This window comes from Pseudomonas sp. LBUM1649 (genome assembly GCF_059716155.1).
The window spans coordinates 3,804,760-3,826,576 of sequence record NZ_CP166807.1 but is presented as its reverse complement, the minus strand read 5'-3'; the positions used below and the strand labels follow the sequence as shown (position 1 = coordinate 3,826,576).

Genomic DNA, 21,817 nt, shown 5'->3' with positions numbered 1-21,817 from the left:
CAAGAGCGCAACTGCGCATCGGCTGGTGGGGAGCAGGATTATGTCTGAAAGAGTGCTGATCGCCGGCGCGGGAATGGCGTCGTTTCTGCCGCTGGGTGGCTGTGACAGTCATGCAGCGTTGGCGGGGCAGGCCATTAGCGCGGCGCTGGCCGATGCGCGGATCGACTATGACCTGGTCGACCAGGTATTTACCTCCTGCGTCCACGGTGAAGCCGGTATCGCCGAGCAGATGTTGTCGCAGATTGGCTACTCCGGTGTGCCGGTCTTCAGCCTCAGCGATGGCTGTGCCTCGGCCAGCAGCGCTTTCCATCTGGCGCGCAATAGCGTGCTGTGCGGTCAAGCCGAATGCGTGCTGGTAGTGGGCGTCGAGTGCATGCCGGCAAGCATTTCCAGTCGTGAGTTTTTCGGTTTGAAAGAGCTTGCTCGCCAGGAGTTGGCCAAGGCCGGGCAGGGCGACAAGTCCATCGATTTTATCGAACGTCGACAAACGCCGGCGCTGCTGTTCGCTGCTCAAACCAGCTGGTTGTTGACCCGTTTGGGTGTTGCCGAAAGCAGCTTCGATCAAGTGCTTGAGCGAGCACGCACCCAGGCTGGGCACAACCCTCACGCCATATTGAATCGGGTGCGGGATCGCGATGGCTGGCTCCCGCCTTATCTGTGTCCGCCGGCCTGCGGTGCGGCGGCCATCTTGATCTGCACCCCGGCCTTCGCGTTGCGATTCGGGGCTCGGGCAGATGTCACCGTGCTGGCGAGCGCCAGGGGCAGTGACAGCACCTCGGAGCAGGAATCAGGTTGCGTGCTGGATGTGCTGGGACGAGCGACCACCCAACGTGTGGCGCAGCAGGCCTACCAGCAGGCGGGAATCGGCGCGGAAGACATCGACGTTGTTGAACTTCACGACCAAAGCGTTGGCGATTTCATGGTTAGCAGCGCCGCGCTGGGCTTTTGCAGGGAAGACGAAATCGACCGGTTCGTGCAGCTCGGTCACCGCCTCAAAGGAAAGATGAATGCGGTGAATCCGTCGGGTGGATTACTGGGACGTGGTCACGCCCCGGGGGCCACCGGAGTGGCGCAACTGGTCGAGCTGGTCTGGCAACTGCGCGATATGGCTGATGGCCGACAGATTCCAGGAGCCCGCACGGCACTTCAGCACAGCACAGCCCTGGGGCGTGCCGTGTCGGTCACCCTTTTGCAGCGCACCTGAGAGGAGGCTCAGAGCGCCGTGATTCAACCCATGACTTTTCGTAAACCATAGAGCAGGTGGCACGTTTGATGAACAAAAATAATAAGATCTGCCATGCAAACTTCCGTAAGGGGTTGTTGACCTCCGCCATACTTACCGGCCTGGGCATCGCGCCTGTACACGCCGTCGAGATCAACACAGGCAATGAAGACTTTACGGTTTGCTTCGACAACACGCTGAAGTTCAACTACGCCCAGCGCGTAGAGGCGCCCAACAGCAAGTTGGCCAATGCGTGGAACAACAATGACGGGAATCGCAACTTCTCCTCCGGCAGCCCGGTTTCCCAGCGGCTCGATGTGTTGTCCGAACTGGACGTGGTTTACAAAGAGAAAGCCGGTTTCCGTGTCAGTGCCAACTCCTGGTACGACCACGCTTATGACGATGTGGGCAGCGATAATGCGTCGACTAACCAGCTCAACAATGGCAGGCCGGATTCCCGTCACCAGAGCGGGTACGCCGATCGGTACTACAACGGTCCTTCTTCGGAAATTCTCGATGCCTTCGTGTTCGGCAGTACGGAAGTCGGCGATGAATCGCTGCTCAGCGGCAAGGCGGGCAAGCACACAGTCTACTGGGGCGAAAGCCTTTGCCCATGGCAACAGTTATGGCCAGTCCGGCCTGGATCTTTCCAAGGCGCTGGCGGTGCCGGGAACAGAAGCCAAAGAGCTGTTCATTCCGCGTAACCAGTTATCCGCGAGCTTCACGCTCAACCCGGAACTGACTCTCGCCGCGCAGTACTTCCTGGATTGGGACGCCGCGCGGTTGCCGGAGTCGGGTACGTACCTTGGGTTCAACGACGGCCTTCAAAGTGGCGGGCACAACCTTTCATTGATCGCTGCGCAGAACCCGTTGTTTGGTGCTCCAGGCCCCGTTGGTGCAAACCAGTTCCTGCGCCTGACCAATGGCCATACCTTCACCCCGGACAAGCGCGGCGACTTCGGTTTGATGGCCAAGTGGAGCCCGGAGTGGCTGCAAGGCACCCTGGGTGTCTATTACCGCAAAACCTCCGACATCCTGCCGAACCTGGCCTTGCAGCCAACCGCTGTAGGTCCTGCGCAACTGATCTCCGGCAACATCGGCGGCTATAACCAGTTTTATGTCGATGACATCGATATCTATGGCATCAGCCTGTCGAAAAGCCTCGGTGGAGTCAGCGTCGGTTTCGACTTGAACTATCGCCACAACATGCCGTTGGCCAGCGTCGCGGCAACCGTCAACCCAGCCGCCGGGGCCGCCGGTCTGCCAGGGTTCATCAGCAGCTTTGACGGTGAAAACGGCGTAGCCCGAGGCAATACCGTGCATGCGGTGCTCAACGGCCTGACCACCTTTGGCGACACACCGGTCTGGGACAGCTCGTCCTTGCTGGTTGAACTCGCCTACAGCCGCTGGCTGGACGTCACCGACAACAAACAGCTGTTCAAGGGCGAAGACTGGTATCGCGGTGTCGACAAGGTCACCAAGGACAACTACGTCGTCGGCGTCAACTTCAACCCGACCTGGTATCAGGTGTTCCCCGGCATCGATATGTTCATGCCGATGACCTACAACGTCGGCCTCAACGGCAATTCCGCCATCCAGTTAGGCGGTAATGAAGACTCCGGCAGTTATTCGGTGGGGGTCGGCATGGACGTCCACAACCAGTATCGCTTCGACCTGAAATACGTAGACAACTTTGGTCCGTTCGACACCTGCGGCTCCGCTGGCGGTGTGGGCGCACAGGGCCAGGGCGCCGCACCAGGTGCCAACGGGCAGTACAACTGCGTACCGGGGCAGACCACTGCCTTTGGCGGTACCCAGCCTCAGCTCAAGGATCGGGGCATGGTCACTTTTACGTTCAAAACGACCATTTGATCGAAGTCTTTGCTTGATAGCAGGAGTCACTCCATGAAGTTCGTAAATTCTCTATTGTTCACTGCCTTGACCGTTGCCATCGCAGGCGTGTCTCACGCGGCAGTTTCTCCCGGCGAAGCCGCAAAACTGGGGACCAGCCTGACCGCCGTCGGCGCTGAAAAGGCCGGCAACGCCGACAGCACCATTCCGGCCTACACCGGCGGCCTCACCACGCCGCCCGCCAGTTACCAGTCGGGCAGTTCGTTTCGTCCGGACCCTTTCGAGGCCGACAAGCCGCGTGCCGTCATCGATGGTAAAAACATCGCCCAGTACGCCGACAAACTGACCGCCAGCACTCAAGAGTTGCTCAAGCGTTACCCAACGTTCCGGGTCGATGTATTCCCGACCCATCGCAGCGTTGCGCTGCCGCAGCGGTTGCTGGATAACACCGCGAAAAACGCCGTCGGCACCAAAACGCTGGAGAGCGGTGTCGCACTGGAAAACGCGCTGCCAGGCGTACCGTTCCCGATCCCCAAAGATGGCTATGAGGCCATGTGGAACCACCTGCTGCGCTATCAGGGTTACGCCACCAACTTCAAGTACGATTCCTGGAACGTCGACGGTTCCGGCAGGGCGATTCTGGCCACGTCTGGTAATGCCTATCTGGAATACCCGCTCTACGATCCGAACCGAACGGAACCGGCGAAAGAGACCGATCTGTTCTTCAAGACCAAACTCTATTACCAGGCCCCGGCCCGTCGCGCAGGTGAAGCCATCCTGGTGCAGGATGCCGTCAATCCGCTGAAAATGGAGCGTCGTGGCTGGCAATACCTGCCAGGCCAGCGCCGCGTGAAACTTGCGCCGGACATCGCCTACGACACGCCGAACCCTGGCTCGGCCGGCGCTTCAACCTATGACGATGCGTGGGTGTTCAACGGCGCAATGGATCGCTACGACTTCAAACTCGTTGGCAAGAAGGAAATGATCGTTCCTTACAACACCTACAAGCTGAACTATCACAAGGAAGCGGCGGACATCACCACGGCGCACTTCGTCAATCCTGACTTGATGCGCTGGGAATTGCACCGCGTGTGGGTGGTCGAGGCCACGTTGAAACCGGGCAAACGCCACATCTACAGCAAACGTACCTTCTACCTCGACGAAGACAGCTGGATTGCCCTGGCTTCGGATGAATACGACGCCAGCGGCAAGTTGTACCGCGGATCCTTTGCGCACCTGGCCTACAGCTATGACGTGCAAGCGCCGAACTCCGACAACCACATGATTTATGACTTCGTTTCCGGCAGCTACAACATCACCGGCATCTACGGCCCGTATGGCGGCGTCAAGTACATCGACCCGCTTTCGAAAGCGCAGTGGGCACCTGAGTCATTGGCCGGCACGGGTATTCGCTAAGCCATTACGCAGGTGTTTTTTGTCGCCGACAGTGTCTCGCACTGTTCGGCGGCTTTTTTTGCCGAGTAGACCTCATGAATACATTTAGATGGATAACGCTCACTACGCTAGCCGTGGCATTGGCTGTGCCCTTTACCCGGGCCGTGGTCGCCGCGGATTTTGTCGATACGTTGTCGAGCCCGGCGATTCAGAGTGAAAAAGCCATTAACGGCATGTTCACCGGGTTGGCCAGTGCGGGCAAACGCCTGGTCACCGTGGGCCAACGCGGCCATATTTTTTATTCCGATGATGCCGGCCTCCGCTGGCAGCAGGCACAAGTGCCGGTGAGCTCCGACCTGGTGGCCGTGCAATTCCCGAGCCCGACGCAAGGTTGGACCGTCGGGCATGACGGCATCGTGCTGCGCAGCGATGACAATGGCGAAACCTGGAAACGTCAGCTCGATGGCCGTCAGGTCGGGCAGATTATGCTCGAACACTATCAGCGGCAAGCGGCGCCGGATGATGCGTTCTTAGCCGAAGCCCAGCGAATGATCGATGACGGGGCGGACAAGCCCTTTCTGGACGTGTGGTTCGCTGATGAGAAAACCGGCTACGTCGTCGGCGCATTCAACCTGATTTTTCGCACCGACGATGGCGGCCAAACCTGGGTTCCGTTGATGGAGCGTACCGACAATCCGGGGGCACTGAACCTCTACGCGATGCGTGCCATGGGCGATGACCTGTTCATTGTCGGCGAACAAGGCCTGGTGCTGAAGCTGGACCCGGCGACGCAACGATTCGTTAGCGTTCCAACCCCCTACAGTGGCAGCTATTTCGGCATCACTGGCAAGCCGGGCGCAGTGCTCGTTTACGGCCTGCGGGGCAATGTTTACCGCAGCGTCGATCATGGCGCGAACTGGGACAAAGTCGAGTTGGGCCTGTCGTCGAGTCTCACTGCGAGCACGGTCACGGCCGATGGTCGAATCATTCTGGTCAGCCAGGCCGGCCATATCCTTGTCAGCTCCGACGACGGTGCAAGTTTCACGCAAAAGCCACAGGACCGCTTGGGTCCTGCTGCTGCGGCGCAGGTGACCGGATCGGGTTCGGTGGTGGTCGCAGGCACTCAGGGCTTGCGCCAGTTGCCTTTCGAATGAGCCCCCTTCACAGAATAAAAAGAGACGAGCCACGTCATGGGTAACTACAACCTCGATACGATGCCGGTGATCCGAGAGCTCAAGGGCTTCGATGCACGCTCCGGCAATTTCCTGGAACGCCTGATTTTCAATAACCGCCTGCTGGTGGTGTTGGTCTGCCTGACTGTGACGATACTGCTGAGTTATTTCGCGGCCACACGGCTGACACTCAATGCCAGCTTCGAAAAGATGATTCCGCAAAGTCAGCCGTACATCAAAAACTATCTTGAGAATCGTCAGTCGCTACGCGGGCTGGGCAATACGGTTCGGGTGGTGGTGGAAAACACCGACGGCGACATCTACGACCCGAAATACCTGGACGTGCTCAAGCAGGTCAATGACGCGTTGTTCCTGACACCGGGTGTGGACCGGGCGTGGATGAAGTCATTGTGGACGCCGGCCGTGCGCTGGACCGAGGTCACGGAGGAGGGCTTCCGTGGCGGCCCGGTCATGCCGGATTCTTACGACGGCTCGGCCAGTGGCGTCGAGCAGCTGCGCTTGAACATTGCTCGTTCGGGGATCATCGGCAGCCTGGTCGGCAACAACTTCAAATCGAGCATGATTGTGGTGCCGCTGCTGGAGAAAGACCCGGTCACCGGCGCCGCGATCGATTATCACCAGTTCTCGCGCATGCTCGAAGAACAGCTGCGCGACAAGTTTGAATTTGCCGGCTCCAGCGCGAAACACAAGGCGGGGGAAGAGGGCAAAGGCCCGATCAAGATCCGCGTGATCGGTTTCGCCAAACTGGTGGGCGACCTGATCGATGGCCTGCTGCTGATCATGATGTACTTCGGTGCGGCGGCGCTGATCGCCACCGCTATTATCTACGCCTTCACCCGTTGCGTGCGCAGCACCGCGCTGGTGATTCTGTGCTCGGTGGTGGCCGTGGTCTGGCAACTGGGCTTGATCACCTTGTTCGGTTACGCACTCGATCCGTTTTCGATCCTGGTGCCGTTTCTGGTGTTCGCCATTGGCGTGTCCCATGGCGCGCAGAAAATGAACGGGATCATGCAGGACGTCGGACGCGGCACCCATCAGCTAATCGCCGCGCGTTATACCTTCCGCCGGTTATTCCTCGCCGGGCTGACCGCGCTGTTGGCCGATGCCGTGGGCTTTGCGGTGTTGATGCTGATCGACATTCCGGTCATCCAGGATCTGGCCGTCACCGCGAGCATTGGCGTGGCGGTGCTGATCTTCACCAACCTGGTGCTGTTGCCGGTGTTGCTGTCCTATTGGGGTGTCAGTCCGAAAGCGGCGGCGCGCAGCTTGCGTCAGGAAAACAGCGAGCTCAAAGGCAAGGGTCTCGGCAGTCTGTGGAACCGGCTCGACCGTTTTACCGAACGCCGCTGGGCGACGGTGGCGGTGGTGGTTGCGGGGTTGATGGCGGTGGGTGGCTTCGTGGTCAGCACGCACTTGAAGATCGGTGACCTCGATCCGGGCGCGCCTGAGCTGCGTGCGGATTCGCGTTACAACCGCGACAACGCCTACATCACGGACAACTACTCACTGTCGAGCGACCAGTTCGCGGTGATGGTCAAGACCGCCAGCGAAGGCTGCCTGAAGTACGAAACCCTGGTCGAAGCGGACCGCCTTGGCTGGTTGCTGCAGCAGCAACCGGGGGTGCAGACCACCGTATCGCTGGTCAATGCCGTGCGGCAGATCACGGCGGGCTCCTATGAAGGTAACCCGAAAATGCTGACCATCGCGCGCAATCAGGATGTGCTGAACTACGGCGCGCAGCAGGCCTCTGTTAACAACCCCGAATTGTTCAACAACGACTGTTCCATGATGCCGGTGATTGCCTATCTCTCCGATCACAAGGCTGAAACCCTTGATCACGTGGTGAAGGTGGCCGATCAGTTTGCCCGCGAGCACAGCAACGACGATCGTCAGTTCATGCTCGCCGCGGGTAGCGCCGGGATCGAAGCCGCGACCAACATCGTCGTGCGTGATGCCAACCGCACCATGTTGTTCTACGTGTATGGCGCGGTGATCGTGCTGTGTTTCATCACCTTCCGCAGCTGGCGTGCCGTGGTGGTGGCCGTGGTCCCTTTGATGCTGACGTCGATTCTCTGCGAAGCGTTGATGGTCTGGCTGGGTATGGGCGTGAAGGTCGCCACCTTGCCGGTGATTGCCCTGGGCGTCGGTATTGGTGTCGACTACGCGCTGTATCTGCTTAGCGTCCAGTTGGCGCAGCAACGTGCGGGGCTGTCGTTGACCGAGGCCTACAAAAACTCCGTCGCGTTCACCGGCAAGGTCGTGGCGCTGGTGGGAATCACCCTGGCGGCGGGGGTTATCACTTGGGCCTGGTCACCGATCAAGTTCCAGGCGGACATGGGCATCCTGCTTACGTTCATGTTCATCTGGAACATGATCGGGGCCTTGGTGTTGATCCCGGCGCTGTCCCATTTCCTGCTTCGGCGTGTTCATTGACCAGGGCATGAAAAGTCCGGGAGTGCTGGAATGTTGTCGGGGGGATTGGGTGTATATCCGTTATTTGGGTGATGGCCTCTTATGATTCCGCCTTTACGGCGGGTCACTTGGAAGAGCCCTGTAGGAGCGAGCCTGCTCGCGAAAAACCTGAGAGCACCGCGGGGTGTCAGGCTCCCCGCGTCATCGTTGACCTCCATCGCGAGCAGGCTCGCTCCTACAGGGCTCTTCCAAGTGACTCGCTGTAAATGCGAAACCCTAGGTGGCCGTTACCGCAGAAACGGATATGTACCCAATCCCATTACTTATCCAACGGCACGATCAGCGGGCCAGCAAAGGCCTGCATGATCAAAGATGCGGGTTGCTTGTGACTCACCAGTTTGGCAATGGCATTCATGTACGGCGTGAGATGGCGAAAGTATTTCTTGTAGCTCGGGCACAGATAGTTCAGCCCCGGCTCGCCGTTTGGCGCATTCATGAAGCGGTTTTTCGGGCACTCGCCATGGCAGGCGAAGCGGTAATCGCATTGCTGGCAATACGTCGGCAGCGTCTCTTCCTTTGCTGCGCCAAAGGCATGTTGCGCGGGGGTGGCAAGTAGTACGGCGGGGTCATCGGTCTTCAGATTACCCAGTAAGTATTCGGGGTACATGTAGTGATTGCAGGAGTAGACATTGCCGTCGTGCTACACGATCGCCGCTGTGCCGCAACGGGGGCTGAACAGGCACACCGACGCTGGCAGCTGGCACCATGAGGCCAACGCCCATTCGAAGTTCATGACGTGAACCTCACCGACATCCTGACGCACCCACTCGTCAAAAATCTTGATGAGAAAGTCGCCATAAGCCTCTGGCTCGACCGTGTGTTCTGTCACCACTGCAGGCTCTGGCACCGCATGCAAGCGCAACTCCGGCGGGACCGCGAAGTGCAAGCCCTGACTGACTTGCGGGGCGCTCGGCTGGCGCTCCACCACTGGATTGAACTGGATATGACGAACGCCTTCAGCCTTGAGGAAGCGATAGATTTCCAAAGGGTGGTGCGCGACATCGCGAGCCACGGTAACCAGCACATTGAAGTCGACACCATGCTGTCTGAGCAACCCCAGTCCGCGCATGACCTCGTCGAAACTGGAGCGCCCACGCTTGTCGGGGCGATACAGATCGTGGACGAAACGTGGACCATCGAGACTGATCCCGACCATGAAGCCTTCACGTGCGAGGAAGGCGCACCACTCGTCGCTGAGTAAGGTGCCATTGGTCTGCAACGTGTTGCGAATGACTTTGTTCCCCGCGAACTGACGTTGATACCTAATCGCACGCTGGAAAAAGTCCAGACCGAGCAGCGTCGGCTCGCCGCCTTGCCAGGTAAATTCGACTTCGGGCGTGGGTTGGGCTTCGATGTAGCGTTGCACATACTGGCGCAACACCTCGTCGGTCATGCTGAAGCGTTCCCGTGGCGGATAAAGCTGTTCTTTTTCCAGATAGAAACAGTAACTGCAATCGAGGTTGCAGATCGGCCCGACGGGTTTGGCCATGAGATGCAGGCCCTGGGGCGGGGTTTCGTGGGTAGGCATGATGGCAGGCTGCGTTCGGACCGCTCGGCGGATCGCTGCGGTTAGAACGCCAGAGGCTAGGGGCTGAACCTGTGTTGGCCGCCCCCCATGATTGGGGGGACGGCGATGGTCCGCCTCTACTTGACCTCTTCGACCTCATAGTTCACGTAACCGAATTCACTGCTGCGCGCTGCCACGTATTTGCCGTTTTGCTCAAAGACGGTGGCCTCGAAGGGCGAGCCGCCGAGGGTCGTCACCAGATGCCCGTCCTTTATTTCGTATTTGGCCGGCACACCGAACTGGCCCCCGTGCAGCATGTTCAGGTATTCGCCTTGCGCAGCCGGTTTGCCGTCGACACTGGCGACCACGCGCTGGCCATCCGTACCATAGACAATTTCAAAGGACTGGCCAGTGACCGTATTGCGTACCTTGATCGTTTTACCCGCTACATAAGCCTGGAGTTGTTCGTTGGTCAGCGCCTTGGCTCCGGCCGCTTTCAGATCCTCGATGGTTTTACCGTGCGCGGTCAACTTGCCATCCTCGGCGTTCGGCGAGTACCAGATCGGTGAGGTCCAGGCGCGTTCCTGGACCGTGGCGGAGACATCGGCAGGCGGCGCCACTTTCAACTTGGCCGCGTCATAAGTGCTCCACCGTGGTGTCGGGATCTGTAGCACACGGGCGTAGTAAAAGGCATGTTGTGCCGGATCGAAATCCGGATCGACCCAGACTTTTTTCAGCTCCGTGGAACCGATGGTGTTGGTGTAAGTGGCCTTGGAAATATCCACCGTGGAACCCACCGCCGGCACCTTGCCAGTGGCCGGATCCGGTACGCGATCACCGGACCACGCAACGTCATGGATCTTCTCGAAGGTCTGGCCGTTTTTGGTCCAGCCCTTGATGATTTGGATTCGGTCGAGGTTGCCGTCATCTGCATCCTTGACTGCCCATACCACGAATGACGGCGCCTCTTTGCCGGTTTTTTCCGGCAAGTCCCCACCCATGGGAACACCCTTGGCGTAGGCGGCATGTACCCAGTTTTTTTCGTTCCACAGAGCGCTGTCGAAGCCCCAGCCACCAAACAGGCGCACGGGAATCCGTACGCCGCTGGTGCCATACACTTCTTTGCGTTTCATCGCATCGAAGATCGATTCACGGGTGTTTTCTTCAGCCCATACCCCAGCCAGGCCGGAGGTGCTGGTTTGCAGCGCCGCCATGCCCGAGTTCTTTTTACCGGAAAGTCGAAGTTCCGGGGTGCTGTCGGTGAACCCGTGGGAGCCGAAGTTATTGTTCTGGGCGTACGGAATCACCCCGTTGTGAGAGTCGCTGGCGGCTACTACGCCCATCTTGTAGGGGTTGAAGCCTTTGGCTTCTTGCAGTGCCATACCGTTTTGCCAAGCCTGGCGCACATAACTGCCATTAAGTTTGGAGGTGCTGTTGTCCAGGCCGATCAGGAAACTCATGATTTCGTAGTTGGCAAATTCATCGGTTGGCGACAGCTCGGGGTGGGTTTCGGAGGTGCCCTTGACTTGGTGAATCTCGGTCAACGACTCGTTGCGCATCCGTGTTTCGGCCCAGGCGGCATCAATGGGACGGCCACGATCATCTACATCCACTGGAAACATGATGCCGTTGCTGAGGTTGGCATTATGGGAAATTGCCAGCACCTCATTGCCCTGTTTGCGCTGATCATCCATCCAGACCCAGAGGTCCTCTGGCTTGTTCGAGTCCAGTGCCGTAAAGGGCAGGGCGGGGGCTTTTTTCGAATCGCGGAAGAACACGTTTCGGTGCATGTTTTGGTTGCTCGGCGCCGAGGTCCATTCATACGCGACGAAGGTCGTGAACTTGCCGGGCTTGTAGTATTTATCGGCGATGGCAACGGTTTGTTGCCAGATGCCGCCCGCAATTTTCGGGTCGATCAGCTCTTGAATCGGTTTGCCGCTGATACTGCCGGCAATCCACTTGAAGATCCGGTTGAAATCCTCCGGGGTTTTGGCGATCAATTTCTTTGCGATGGGGAGTTTGCTGAAGTCCGATTCAGGATCATTCGCCAAGGCGATCACCCCAACATATTCCGAGTGATCGGTCACGCCATGAAAGTCCAGCGGGCGGCCCTTGAGCTGTACTTCAAACCCCATCGGGTGCATGACTGGCATGCCCAATGAGTATTTGTAAGCTTCCTCAGGCCCGACCAGGTGGTTACCAATGAGGTAGGCATCGATCGACCACGACGTGTGCGAGTGCGTCTGGCCAAAGTAAACCTCGCGATCCGGATTGCCGTCCGCTACTGCCAGTGTACTCACGGCGAATGTTAGTACGACGTAACTGAGCAGTGATTGTGCGGTGAAGTGATTGTTGGTTTTCATATTCCACGTCTCCGGAGTACGGCAATGACAGGACGGTGCAACTCAGGACCAAAAACTCGAAACTCGCTCGAAAAACCAGAAGGCGGCCAGCGTTCCCAGCCCATAGGAAGCAATGGGCTGGGCATACAGGACTGCAGACCGTGGCAGTCGACAACGCAGCAACAGTTCTCTAAAGCTCAACACCAGGGCGACGAACATAAGCTGGCCGATTTCGACACCAACATTGAAGGTGAGCAACGCCAACGGTAGGTCCCGTTGCGGCAAGCCAATTTGCGCCAGCGCACCGGCAAAACCAAAGCCGTGCAACAAGCCAAAACAGAACGCTACGACCCACGGCCATTGCGCAGTGAAGCTGTGTTCACCGCGATTTTTGCGGGCAATTTCAACGGCCAACAGCAGAATACTCAAGGCAATTGTCGCCTCGACGGGAGGACCGGGAAGCCGCACGGCGCCTAGTGCTGCGAGCGCCAGGGTGATGGAGTGGGCGAGGGTGAATGCGGTGATGGTTTTGACCAGCATCCAGCCGTTGCGCACCAGCAGTAACAATCCAAACACGAACATCAGGTGGTCGAAACCGCCGAGGATGTGCTCGGTACCGTGAACCAGAAACGCACCCGCCACCGAAAACGCTCCCGGCGTGGCGGTGATTTCAAACCAGGGTTGCGCGGGTTGCACAAGCGTGGTCGACAGGGTCCCATCCAGACGCGAAATACGTACCAGCACGTCGGTGATGCTCGCTTGCAAGCCGATAAACTCGATACGTTGCCCCACCAGCCCGGCGGTACCGGCATCAATCACTCGGCGTTCAATCAGTGAATCGTTCAGCTCGCTTTCTACGGGCTCGACGACAGTTCGCACACTGTCGGGAAATCTCAATGCGATAGGCAGGCGCATTCCTGAGAGAACCGGCGTGCGCCAAAGTATGTCGTAGCGCCCTGGGGCGGTTTCGTTGATTTCCATATAAGCGGGGCGGGATTCATGAGCTAAGGCCGTTTGCCCCATGAGCAGAAGAAAAAACAGCAGCCAGGCGGACCGGCCCATTACGGTTGCTCCGTTTGCGTGGTGGCAATCGCGCTGGCTGACGTCGGCATCACCACCACCACCTCATAGCGCGCCTTCAGTGCCTCGAAGTTCGAGCGTTTCGATTCGGTACGTTGTTCGGAAAACCAGTCGGATTTGACTTGCTGGGCCACGGTCTCGAATGCAGGTGCCGGTGGTTTTGCCAGTGCCTCAATCCAGACAAGATGCCAGCCAAAACCGGACTCCACCGGGCCCACCCAACTTCCCGGGGTTTGTTTAAACAATGAAATGGCGAACTTTGAACCAAATACCCGCGCCACCTGATCCTGGGATTGTTCGGTGTAGGCGTTTTTGAACATGAAAGCATCGCCTTCATCACTGTTTTTGTCTGTCAGGCCGGCCAGAGCTGCTTGAGCCTGTGCTTGCGCCTCTGAACCGCGGTTGTCGGAAGCGAAGAACAGATGATGGAAGGTCGCCAATGGCGGCGGGGCGTATTGATCCTGATGTTGGCCGTACCAGGCTTCAAGCACTCCCGGTGCGGGTTCGCGAAGCGACGCAACGTCTTCAGCGAGGAAATCCATCTTTTGCGCCAGACGCCGGCGAATGATGGTGTCGTCCTTGTCCAGGCCGAGTTTCAGTGCTTCGCGATAAAGAATTTCCTCTTTCACATACTCATCAACCATTCCTCGCAATTGCTGGTCTGTGGGAGCGCGCTGCCACCGCGCCAGCCAGGAAATTTCGATGCGACGAATATCATCGACGGTAATTTCAATGCGTTGGGGATCCTCGTTAACCGTTGAGCGGTGCAAACCACCGTAAAGCACGAAAAGTCCAAAACCGGCTATTAAAAAATGCACTAACGGTTCACGAAGGCATCGCTGGTAAAAAGGTCGGGAGGTTTTTATTTCAGAGACTGATAAGTTCATGACTTTTTTGCCCCACGCTTAACTCGAACAGGTTCGATGCGAACTGGAGTATTGCCGTTAGCCCAAATCTTTCCACCGAGGTTAATCACGATAAGAACTAATACTTAGAAGCAATAGTATTAAGGCAATAGGCACCGCCCAGGTTAAACCGGGCGGCATTGAAACTAAGGCATGTAAGTCACATGAACATCATTGACCTTGCCGTTGAAGGCGAATGGCGCGCGGTCGAAGTGCAACTTCCTTCCCGTCAAGACCCAGAGCCAGGTTGGCCGGTGCACCGGATTTGGCTGACGACATGGCGGTCAACACTTCGATGCTCACTTTACCTGCGGGGACCCGCGCGGCCGACTTCAACTTGACTCGGGCAATGGCCAGCGCGTTGTACTCGTAGACCAGGAAACCGTCATCCATATACAGACTGACGCCACCGCCGATGCCGCCAAGGGCATACAGTACGTCTGAAGCGTTTGCGGTACCTCGGCATCCACCATTGTCTCCGTTTTTTTATTATACGGCACAGCCGCCCAGTTGATCACCGGACGGCTGAGAGATTGGTGAGCAGGTCAGACCGAAAAACTGGTGATGTCTACAGGCGCGATATCATTGGCTTCGCAGAACGCCAGATAACGCTGCACGCTGGATTTCCAGTTCTCGATAGCGACGATGTTGTCGTTCTCATCGACGTACAGCAGGTCACCCTGGGTGATGTTCAAGGTGATGATTTCATCGCCGTATTCGGGCAGTGCGACCGGGGTATGGCTGGAACCCGCAGTTTCGAATACCACGCCGCCTTGCTTCGAGACCCAGTCGTGTTCCAGGTACTTCCAGCCACCCTTGATGGTGTAAACGATCACGGTACCGCAGTGGTGGTGCTTGGGCAGAACGGTGCCCGCCGGCGCCTTGAGCAAGGTGATGGTTTCACCGCGAATCGGGTCGCATTTGAGGTATTTGATAAAGACTTCATCGCTGTATGGCGCGAATGGAACCCACGGCAGGTCTTCGTCGTTGATGGCGGCTGTGTCGATGTTTTCATAAAACATGCTTGTTGTTCTCTTGTTGGGTTAGGGGGGGCACGGAAGAGGAGTGATCAATAGCGTTGAACTGCAGCCAATCGGCTACTGCTCAAGTACCGCCAGAACAGCACGGCGAAGGCGATATCACCCGACGCCAGCGCCGGCAGTTGCCAGGGGATATTGCCCGCCAGCCAGTAACCGCCAATGAGTGCGACGACCATGATTTTCGAAGCAAGCCCCAGTCCAATGAACGGGCGATAGCGCACAGGATCGACGCTGACCATCCAGTAAGCCCAGCCAAACATGACGACCATCGCCATGGTGATTTGAATGAACAGCGTCGAGGTCGGGGTGATTTCCAGCCCCATCAACGCGGCGATTGCAGGCGTGGCCAACAGCATCGGCAGGCCTGCAAGCACGTTGAAGCAAGCAGCGGTCTTGAACAGTCCTCGGGTGTGAGCGGATTGCATAGTCATCTCCTTCAAGCCATCAGTTTGAGCAGTTTCGGGTAGCTGTTCGGAAACAGTCGACTCACCCAGAACACCGTTCTCGATTTGTTCCCGGTCATGATGCGTTTCGAGCCTTTGCGCAGGCCTTTGATGATGTCGGCGGCACACTCTTCAGCGGGGGTCAGCAGCATGCCGGCGGCGAGGGCTGCGAATTTTTCTTCTTCCGGACCTGCGGCCTTGCAGCGCCGACTGGACTTTTCGATGTTGGTCTTGATCCCGCCAGGGTGAACGCACACCGCGCGCACGCCGCTGTTCTCCAGCTCCGACCACAGGCATTCGGTCAAGCCACGGATGGCAAATTTCGACATGTTGTAGGCACTCTGCATCGGATAGCCCAGCAGGCCGAAAATGCTGGAAATGTTGACGACACAGCCTTCGCGCTGCTCCAGCATCATCGGCAGGAATGCTTTGGTGCCATACAGCACGCCCCACAGGTTGATGCCCAGTTGCCATTCGAATTCTTCGACGGACGTGTTGGCGACCGTACCGACGACGGTGGCGCCTGCATTGTTGATGACGTAATGCGCGGTGCCGAAATCGCGCTTGACCTCATCGGCGTGGGCTTGAAACGCCTCCCATGACGCCACGTCCAGTAGGTAACGTTTGGCGTTGCTACCGGCGGGAAGTCGCCGCAGGGTTTCGTCGAGACCGGCGCTATTGATGTCGGAAAGGGCGAGGTACGCACCGACCTCTGCCAGTTGAATCGCCAGTTCCCGGCCAATACCGGAACCTGCGCCGGTAATGACGACCACTTTGTTTTGAAACATGTCTTTTATCCTTCTTGTTTTGATGTTTCGCCTGCCATCGATAATCGAAGAGCAGGGGACCTATTTGCTGAGAATGTGAATAGCGACGGCGGCCTCTTCGATGCCCTGCAATCCGCCACCGTTTTCCTGAATGGCATGGCGCGCGCCTTCGACCTGACGCTTGCCGGCCTCACCGCGAAGTTGCGTGACCAGCTCGCAAAGCTGGCCGATGCCGGTAGCGCTGATGGGATGCCCCTTGGATTCGAGACCGCCTGAGGTGTTGACCGGTATCCGCCCGCCAAGCGTAAAGTCGCCGCGTTCGGCGCACGGCCCACCCATGCCAAGTTCGGCCAGTCGCAGGTTTTCGACCTGGATGATTTCCCCCATCGCCGACGCGTCATGCACTTCGGCGACATCGATATCCTCCGGCCCCAGGCCGGCGATGTCATACGCGTGATCAGCCGCCAGGCGAGCGATGTTCAGCTCCGGCTGATCCAGCCGACGATGGCTGAAGCTACGAATCACGCTGGCGGCCACCTTGATACAACGACTGCGATCGGCGCCGATGCGCTTGAGTCCTTCCTCGGTGCAGATGATCGCGGCGGCCGCGCCATCGGAAAGCGGTGCACACATCGGCAAGGTGATCGGGTAGGTGATGGGTGGTGCCGCGAGGATTTCTTCGATGGAGAACGCTTTGCGAAATTGCGAAAACGCGTTGTGCACCGAATGGGTGTGGTTCTTGGCCGAGACCGCCGCGATCTGCCGTTGCGTGGTGCCGTAGGTTTTCATGTGGTAACGGCACATGGCGGCATAGATCGCCATGAACTTGCTATAGGGTTTGTCTGACTCCGAACCTTCGGGAATCTCGACGCCTTGACCCATGTTGACCAGCGTCTGATAGTTCTCTTCGATGCGAGACACGTCCCATCCCCCGTCGAAAATCTGAAAGGCCTTCAGCTTGTCCGGGATGTTCATTTTCTCTGCGCCCAACGCCAGCGCAACGTCGGTGGTGCCGGCCTGAAGGCTTTGCAGGGCGAGGTTGAACGCCGAACTGCCCGAGGCGCAGGCGTTTTCAACGTTGTAGACGGGAATGCCTTCGATGCCGATCTTGCTGAACACGACCTGACCCGGAATGGAAATCTGGCCTTGCAACGGTCCGTTGGTCATGCCGGCGTAAAAGGCGATGCCCAGATCCTGGCGACTGCAGTTGGCGTCTTTCAGAGCGCCTTCCAGCGCTTCACGCGCAAGATCGTCGACGCTGCGTTCCAGATGACGCCCGAAAACCGTCATCGCGATGCCGGCAATGTAGATGGTGCTCATGCAACTCTCCTGAGAGACGCCGCATGCCTGCGGCGCCGTTCTACGATGGTTGAGGTGAAGGTCTGCGAAATCAGATCTGGCGTTGGGCGCCATCCCAATACCGCGCACGCAGATCTTTCTTCAGGACCTTGCCTACCGGGCTGCGTGGCAGGGTGTCGATGAAGTCCACGGATTTTGGCGCCATGACGCCACCCAGTCGGGCCTTGCACAGGTCGATGAGTTCTTGTGAAGTGGCGGTATGGCCCGGGTTGAGCTCGACCACAGCCTTGACCGCTTCACCCCATTTCTCGTCGGGCACGCCGATGACGGCGCAGTCCTGCACGGCCGGATGACTCCACAGCACTTGCTCGACTTCGCTGGGATAAACGTTGAAGCCACCGGTGATGATCATGTCTTTCTTGCGATCGGTCAGGTGCAGGTAGCCTTCGGTGTCGATGTGGCCGATGTCACCGGTGTGCAGCCAGCCGCCGACGATGGTTTGCGCGGTCACTTCAGGCTGTTTGTAGTAGCCCTTCATGATCAGGTCACCCTGCACGCAGATTTCACCGGGTTCACCCCGGGCCAGAATCAGCCCGGCATCGTTCATCACTTCCACCCGGATCAACGGATTCGGACGGCCGACCGAGGACAATCGGCTGTCGCTCGCCAGTTGACCATCAACCAGATGCTCGTCCGGGCGCAGGTAGGCAATACTGGCTGGGGCTTCGGTCTGGCCGTATCCACCGGTCATGATCGGCCCGAAGACTTCGATAGCCTTTTTCAGCTTCTCGACGGACATCGGTGCAGCGCCGTACAGCAGGTATTTCACCGAGGAGAAGTCGACGGTTTCGATCCCGGGGATTTCCAGCAGCTTGTAAATCACTGTTGGCGGTAGAAAGAATTCGCTGACCTTGTGTTGCGCAATGGATGTGAGCATCAGCGCCGGATCAGGCTTTGGGAGCACAACAACCGTGCCGCCTTGCGCCGTGCAGGGAACCGCCAGCAGGCCGGCCGTGTGGGTCATCGGAGCGGCGGCCATATTGACTGGCTTGAGCCCATCGCGATAAGCACAGGCCAGCATGAAATGCGCAATGAAAGTTTGCGCACTGCGGTGCGTGTTCATCACGCCTTTCGGCTTGCCAGTTGTGCCGCCGGTAGGCGAAAGCATGACCACGTCGTCCATGTCATAGGCGACATCCGGGCGCGTCGATGGCTGGCCTGCCGTCCAGGTATCCAGCGAAGGTGAATCGCCATCGGTGGCGTCGATGCAGATCCAATGCTTGATCTTCGGCAGCGCAGGACGAATGTCGGCCATCACTGCGGCGAAGTCATGCTGGTAGAACATCACGTCGCAATCGAACGCGTCGAGGATGTCGGCATTTTCCTGAACTGCGTTGCGCGCGTTGACCGGAATCCAGGTCATGTTCGCGCGCCACAATCCCAACGTGCAGGCCCAGGCCGTCACGTCATTGCCGGCCCAGATCGCGCCTTTGGTTTCCTTTGGCAGGTTCAGCGCCAGCAGCGCGTTGGCGATGCGGCAGGACAGTTCGCCGATTTCATTAAACGTAAACGACCGCTCGCCCTGGATGTAGGCAATGGCCGCCGGATCCATGCGCCAGCCGCGGTCATAAAAATCGATAATAGCCATGTCAGTTCCTGTGCCCCGAATCAGAGCTGGGTAACGGTGGCGCGAGCCAGACCACGTTCTTCGAGGAAGCCCAGCAGGTAACGATGACCAAAGGCTTTGGAGCCGGAAACGAAGCCGACCTTGTTGGTCTCGCCATCGATCAGCTTGATCGCAGCAGCAACTTGCAAAGCGCCGGTGGCGATGTAAGCGGTGGTGCCATGCACGGTGGCACGCACGGAGGAGAGCTGGCCGCGACCGATGGCGGTATCGACCATGCGCACGATGGTGGTGCGCTCGCGCGGTGGCATCGTCGGCGTGGTCGACTGGACCATTTGTTGGATAACCCCGTCTTGCTGCTCCGGTGACAGGAATTTGTACTCCGACTCCCACTTCTGACCAATGGAATGCACCATCTGCATCACGTTATTGTCGTAGAAGCCGACGCAGGAAACGCAGGAACGTACCCGTGGATCATTCTCGAAATATACCGGCAGCGAGGTGCCGCCCCATGGCAAAGCGAAGACCGGGGTCAGGAATTCAGGCGAGGCGATGTTGAAAGAAGTACCCAGCGGGTGAGGCACGAGCTTCTTTTCCCACAGGTAGCATTGCTCGGACCGCAGCAGTTCGAAAATCGAAGCAGTCGAGCCAACAGTGATACCCGCTGCGCTGCCACGAGGGCCGCGGCACAGGGTTGAGGTTTCCAGTGCATCGATGCCCGGGTGTTCCAGGGCCAGTTCGGCGGCGATTTCAGCGTAGGTGTACATGTACGACAACGAAGGTGAAACCACCAGGCCGGCCTGGGCATACAGGTCGCCGAACTGCTCACGCACGTTGCGCATGTACCCTTGTTCGCCGGTTGTATCAAGGTGGTGGCAACCCGCCTTGAGTGCGGCTTCAACGGCGGTCAGTCCGAATTTGACGAACGGGCCGACGGTGTTGCAGACGACCTTGGCGCCTCTGAACGCGTGAGTCAGCGCTTCGACGGTGTGTTCTGCTTCGATGATTTCGTAGGTGGCCGATTCAAGACGAACCACCCGTTGCGCCATCATTTCCTGAGTGCGGCGGGCATCGCGGGCCACGGCGGTGAACGGGATGTTTTGGTCAATCAACCAGTCCATGGTGAGCATGCCGGTGTAACCGCTGGCGCCATAAACAACTACAGGGTATTTAGCCATTTCGTGTCTTCTCTTGTTTTTGAGTATTGCTGGATGGGATGTCGAGGTCAGTGCTGCGACCAGCCTTCGGCATAGAGCTGTTGGCATAACAGGCCAACACGCATCGTGATGATGTAGTTCTCGCCGTCTTCGATCAGTGCCGAGCGGGCGTCGCGCAAGATCTTTTCAATCGGGTATTCACGGGATGTGCCCGCGCCGCCGAACAGCTGCAGGGCTTCGCTGACGACCTTCATGCACTCTTCGGTGACGGTTACTTTGGCCGAGGCGGTGGCGTAGGGATGGGTATGCGGGGAAAGGCGGGCGTAGGCCAAAGAACGACGCGCGACGCCACGTGACAACTCGACGCGGCGCATCATGTCGCCCAGGCGATAGCGGGTCAGTTGATGGTCAATCAGCAGCTGCCCGCCTTGTTTGCGCTCGTGGCAATACTGCAGCGCCAGCTCGAAGGCCGAACGCGCGACGCCGGTAAATATCTGCGACATATGCGTGCCGGCGTAAGACCATGCCGACGATTGATTGCCGTAATACTCGTCTTTCAGCGCGACGGCAAAGCGTCGAGGCACCGTTACGTTGTCAAAATAAATCTCGCCTTGGGGCAGCGAGCGCTGGCCGATCTTGTCCAGTGGTTTGCCCCGGGAAACACCCGGCAGATCGAGCGGGATAATGACCGCAACACCATGAGGGCGACCGTCGGCATCGAAGTAACCATCACCATAATCGGCGGCGATGTAAGCCAGGCCGACCTGCGCCACGGCACCGTTGGACACCCAGGCCGAACACTGGCCATTGATGACAATATTGTCCTTGTCGACCCTGGCGCTGAGATTACCTTTGTTGCCGACCTGATCCTTGGGCCATTCGCGCTTCATGTCGTAGACCATGATGTCGCTGCCCTTGTCCGGATGGGTGATCATCCAGCAACCGATCTTGCCGGTGCACAGCTCCACCAGTTCTTGATTGCCGACAGACATCGCCATCTGCAAAGGAAAACCCGCAGCACCCAACGAAACGCCCAGGCCGGCATCGCCCCAGCCCATTTCCTCGCCAATCAGCGACTCCAGCCGAATGGCGACATCGGGTTCAAACTGCGAAAAGAAATCAGGATCAAGCCCCAGCTTCGCGGCTTCCTGGTAAACCGTCCAGAACGGCGAACCGGGCGCGCAGACATCGGCGGCGCTCATTTTGTCGAGCTCTTGGCCGATGGGCCGCAGGACGTTTTTGGCGAACTGATGCACAGAATGCTGGACGGCGCTTTCCACTTCGTTCAGCGGCGTTTCGAAGCCGGTCAGTCCGACATCCGGTAGCTGTAAGGTGTTGTGCAACTTGATCATAGTCATACCTCGCCGACAGTGAATGGCGTTCAGATGCATCTGTCTTCTGGGGTGGGAAAATGACGTGGTTTGAATGTTGAAACCCCCCCATTGGTGAGGGGGGAGGAGCGCGCGCGGGGAGCGTTTACTTCCGGGTTGCGGAATCAATACCGGAACTTCGAGCGTCGG

The 21,817-nt window shown here is 58.3% G+C and carries 16 protein-coding genes and 2 pseudogenes; 5 read left to right on the top strand and 13 right to left on the bottom strand.

Features of this window, described 5'->3' with window-relative positions:
• Nucleotides 1-40: 40 nt before the first annotated feature.
• The 5 genes and pseudogenes from ACA058_RS17710 to ACA058_RS17690 all read left to right on the top strand — a co-directional run bounded on the left by ACA058_RS17710 (nt 41) and on the right by ACA058_RS17690 (nt 8,094).
• Entirely contained in the window at nt 41-1,204 is a 1,164-nt protein-coding gene (locus ACA058_RS17710) for a thiolase C-terminal domain-containing protein (RefSeq protein WP_497635166.1), read from the top strand.
• A 68-nt stretch (nt 1,205-1,272) separates the two neighbouring features.
• Nucleotides 1,273-3,094 (top strand): annotated as a pseudogene (locus ACA058_RS17705) (DUF1302 domain-containing protein).
• Nucleotides 3,095-3,127: 33 nt separating this feature from the next.
• The gene (locus ACA058_RS17700) at nt 3,128-4,489 is read left to right on the top strand and encodes a DUF1329 domain-containing protein (RefSeq protein ID WP_497635165.1); all 1,362 of its coding nucleotides are present in this window, start codon (nt 3,128-3,130) and stop codon (nt 4,487-4,489) included.
• 74 nt (nt 4,490-4,563) lie between these two features.
• Entirely contained in the window at nt 4,564-5,622 is a 1,059-nt protein-coding gene (locus ACA058_RS17695; RefSeq protein WP_497635164.1) for a WD40/YVTN/BNR-like repeat-containing protein, read from the top strand.
• 36 nt (nt 5,623-5,658) lie between these two features.
• Nucleotides 5,659-8,094, top strand: coding sequence for an efflux RND transporter permease subunit (locus ACA058_RS17690; protein ID WP_497635163.1), 2,436 nt, complete (start codon nt 5,659-5,661; stop codon nt 8,092-8,094).
• A 298-nt stretch (nt 8,095-8,392) separates the two neighbouring features.
• On the opposite strand, the pseudogene ACA058_RS17685 reads toward ACA058_RS17690, so the two are convergent.
• The 13 genes and pseudogenes from ACA058_RS17685 to ACA058_RS17625 form a co-directional block, all read right to left on the bottom strand.
• Nucleotides 8,393-8,761: pseudogene (locus tag ACA058_RS17685) on the bottom strand (SPASM domain-containing protein); the annotation flags it as partial.
• A gap of 12 nt (nt 8,762-8,773) precedes the next feature.
• Nucleotides 8,774-9,661, bottom strand: a complete 888-nt coding sequence (locus ACA058_RS17680) for a radical SAM protein (protein WP_497635162.1) — start codon at nt 9,659-9,661, stop codon at nt 8,774-8,776.
• A 116-nt stretch (nt 9,662-9,777) separates the two neighbouring features.
• Nucleotides 9,778-12,003 (bottom strand): DUF3604 domain-containing protein, encoded by a 2,226-nt coding sequence (locus tag ACA058_RS17675; protein ID WP_497635161.1) that lies wholly within the window; start codon nt 12,001-12,003, stop codon nt 9,778-9,780.
• Nucleotides 12,004-12,045: 42 nt separating this feature from the next.
• Nucleotides 12,046-13,044, bottom strand: coding sequence for a HupE/UreJ family protein (locus ACA058_RS17670; protein WP_497635160.1), 999 nt, complete (start codon nt 13,042-13,044; stop codon nt 12,046-12,048).
• Complete coding sequence (locus tag ACA058_RS17665; RefSeq protein WP_497635159.1) at nt 13,044-13,949, bottom strand: peptidyl-prolyl cis-trans isomerase; 906 nt, start codon at nt 13,947-13,949, stop codon at nt 13,044-13,046. The genes ACA058_RS17670 and ACA058_RS17665 overlap by 1 nt, the downstream gene beginning before the upstream one ends.
• A 189-nt stretch (nt 13,950-14,138) precedes the next feature.
• Nucleotides 14,139-14,360 carry a hypothetical protein gene (locus ACA058_RS17660; RefSeq protein WP_497635158.1) on the bottom strand — a complete coding sequence of 74 codons (222 nt, stop codon included), beginning with the start codon at nt 14,358-14,360 and terminating at the stop codon, nt 14,139-14,141.
• 152 nt (nt 14,361-14,512) lie between these two features.
• Nucleotides 14,513-14,989, bottom strand: a complete 477-nt coding sequence (locus ACA058_RS17655) for a 2,4'-dihydroxyacetophenone dioxygenase family protein (RefSeq protein ID WP_497635157.1) — start codon at nt 14,987-14,989, stop codon at nt 14,513-14,515.
• A 47-nt stretch (nt 14,990-15,036) separates the two neighbouring features.
• Nucleotides 15,037-15,432, bottom strand: coding sequence for a hypothetical protein (locus ACA058_RS17650; protein WP_497635156.1), 396 nt, complete (start codon nt 15,430-15,432; stop codon nt 15,037-15,039).
• Between the two features lie 11 nt (nt 15,433-15,443).
• Nucleotides 15,444-16,238, bottom strand: a complete 795-nt coding sequence (locus ACA058_RS17645; RefSeq protein ID WP_497635155.1) for an SDR family NAD(P)-dependent oxidoreductase — start codon at nt 16,236-16,238, stop codon at nt 15,444-15,446.
• A gap of 60 nt (nt 16,239-16,298) precedes the next feature.
• A complete protein-coding gene (locus ACA058_RS17640; protein ID WP_497635154.1) occupies nt 16,299-17,537 on the bottom strand; it encodes a thiolase family protein in 1,239 nt (412 codons plus the stop codon).
• Nucleotides 17,538-17,607: 70 nt separating this feature from the next.
• A complete protein-coding gene (locus ACA058_RS17635; protein WP_497635153.1) occupies nt 17,608-19,164 on the bottom strand; it encodes an AMP-binding protein in 1,557 nt (518 codons plus the stop codon).
• Nucleotides 19,165-19,184: 20 nt separating this feature from the next.
• Nucleotides 19,185-20,318: a saccharopine dehydrogenase family protein gene (locus tag ACA058_RS17630; protein WP_497635152.1), complete on the bottom strand. Its 1,134-nt coding sequence runs from the start codon at nt 20,316-20,318 to the stop codon at nt 19,185-19,187.
• 47 nt (nt 20,319-20,365) lie between these two features.
• Nucleotides 20,366-21,649, bottom strand: a complete 1,284-nt coding sequence (locus tag ACA058_RS17625) for an acyl-CoA dehydrogenase family protein (RefSeq protein WP_497635151.1) — start codon at nt 21,647-21,649, stop codon at nt 20,366-20,368.
• Nucleotides 21,650-21,817 lie beyond the last annotated feature (168 nt).

Excerpts from the sequence above, each read along its gene's own strand:
- ACA058_RS17710 (WP_497635166.1), top strand. The coding sequence starts at position 41 with ATGTCTGAAAGAGTGCTGATCGCCGGCGCGGGAATGGCGTCGTTTCTG.
- ACA058_RS17645 (WP_497635155.1), bottom strand. The coding sequence starts at position 16,238 with ATGTTTCAAAACAAAGTGGTCGTCATTACCGGCGCAGGTTCCGGTATT.
- ACA058_RS17630 (WP_497635152.1), bottom strand. The coding sequence starts at position 20,318 with ATGGCTAAATACCCTGTAGTTGTTTATGGCGCCAGCGGTTACACCGGC.
- ACA058_RS17635 (WP_497635153.1), bottom strand. The coding sequence starts at position 19,164 with ATGGCTATTATCGATTTTTATGACCGCGGCTGGCGCATGGATCCGGCG.
- ACA058_RS17690 (WP_497635163.1), top strand. The coding sequence starts at position 5,659 with ATGGGTAACTACAACCTCGATACGATGCCGGTGATCCGAGAGCTCAAG.
- ACA058_RS17625 (WP_497635151.1), bottom strand. The coding sequence starts at position 21,649 with ATGATCAAGTTGCACAACACCTTACAGCTACCGGATGTCGGACTGACC.
- ACA058_RS17680 (WP_497635162.1), bottom strand. The coding sequence starts at position 9,661 with ATGCCTACCCACGAAACCCCGCCCCAGGGCCTGCATCTCATGGCCAAA.
- ACA058_RS17660 (WP_497635158.1), bottom strand. The coding sequence starts at position 14,360 with ATGGATGACGGTTTCCTGGTCTACGAGTACAACGCGCTGGCCATTGCC.
- ACA058_RS17695 (WP_497635164.1), top strand. The coding sequence starts at position 4,564 with ATGAATACATTTAGATGGATAACGCTCACTACGCTAGCCGTGGCATTG.
- ACA058_RS17675 (WP_497635161.1), bottom strand. The coding sequence starts at position 12,003 with ATGAAAACCAACAATCACTTCACCGCACAATCACTGCTCAGTTACGTC.
- ACA058_RS17650 (WP_497635156.1), bottom strand. The coding sequence starts at position 15,432 with ATGCAATCCGCTCACACCCGAGGACTGTTCAAGACCGCTGCTTGCTTC.
- ACA058_RS17640 (WP_497635154.1), bottom strand. The coding sequence starts at position 17,537 with ATGAGCACCATCTACATTGCCGGCATCGCGATGACGGTTTTCGGGCGT.
- ACA058_RS17670 (WP_497635160.1), bottom strand. The coding sequence starts at position 13,044 with ATGGGCCGGTCCGCCTGGCTGCTGTTTTTTCTTCTGCTCATGGGGCAA.
- ACA058_RS17700 (WP_497635165.1), top strand. The coding sequence starts at position 3,128 with ATGAAGTTCGTAAATTCTCTATTGTTCACTGCCTTGACCGTTGCCATC.
- ACA058_RS17655 (WP_497635157.1), bottom strand. The coding sequence starts at position 14,989 with ATGTTTTATGAAAACATCGACACAGCCGCCATCAACGACGAAGACCTG.
- ACA058_RS17665 (WP_497635159.1), bottom strand. The coding sequence starts at position 13,949 with ATGAACTTATCAGTCTCTGAAATAAAAACCTCCCGACCTTTTTACCAG.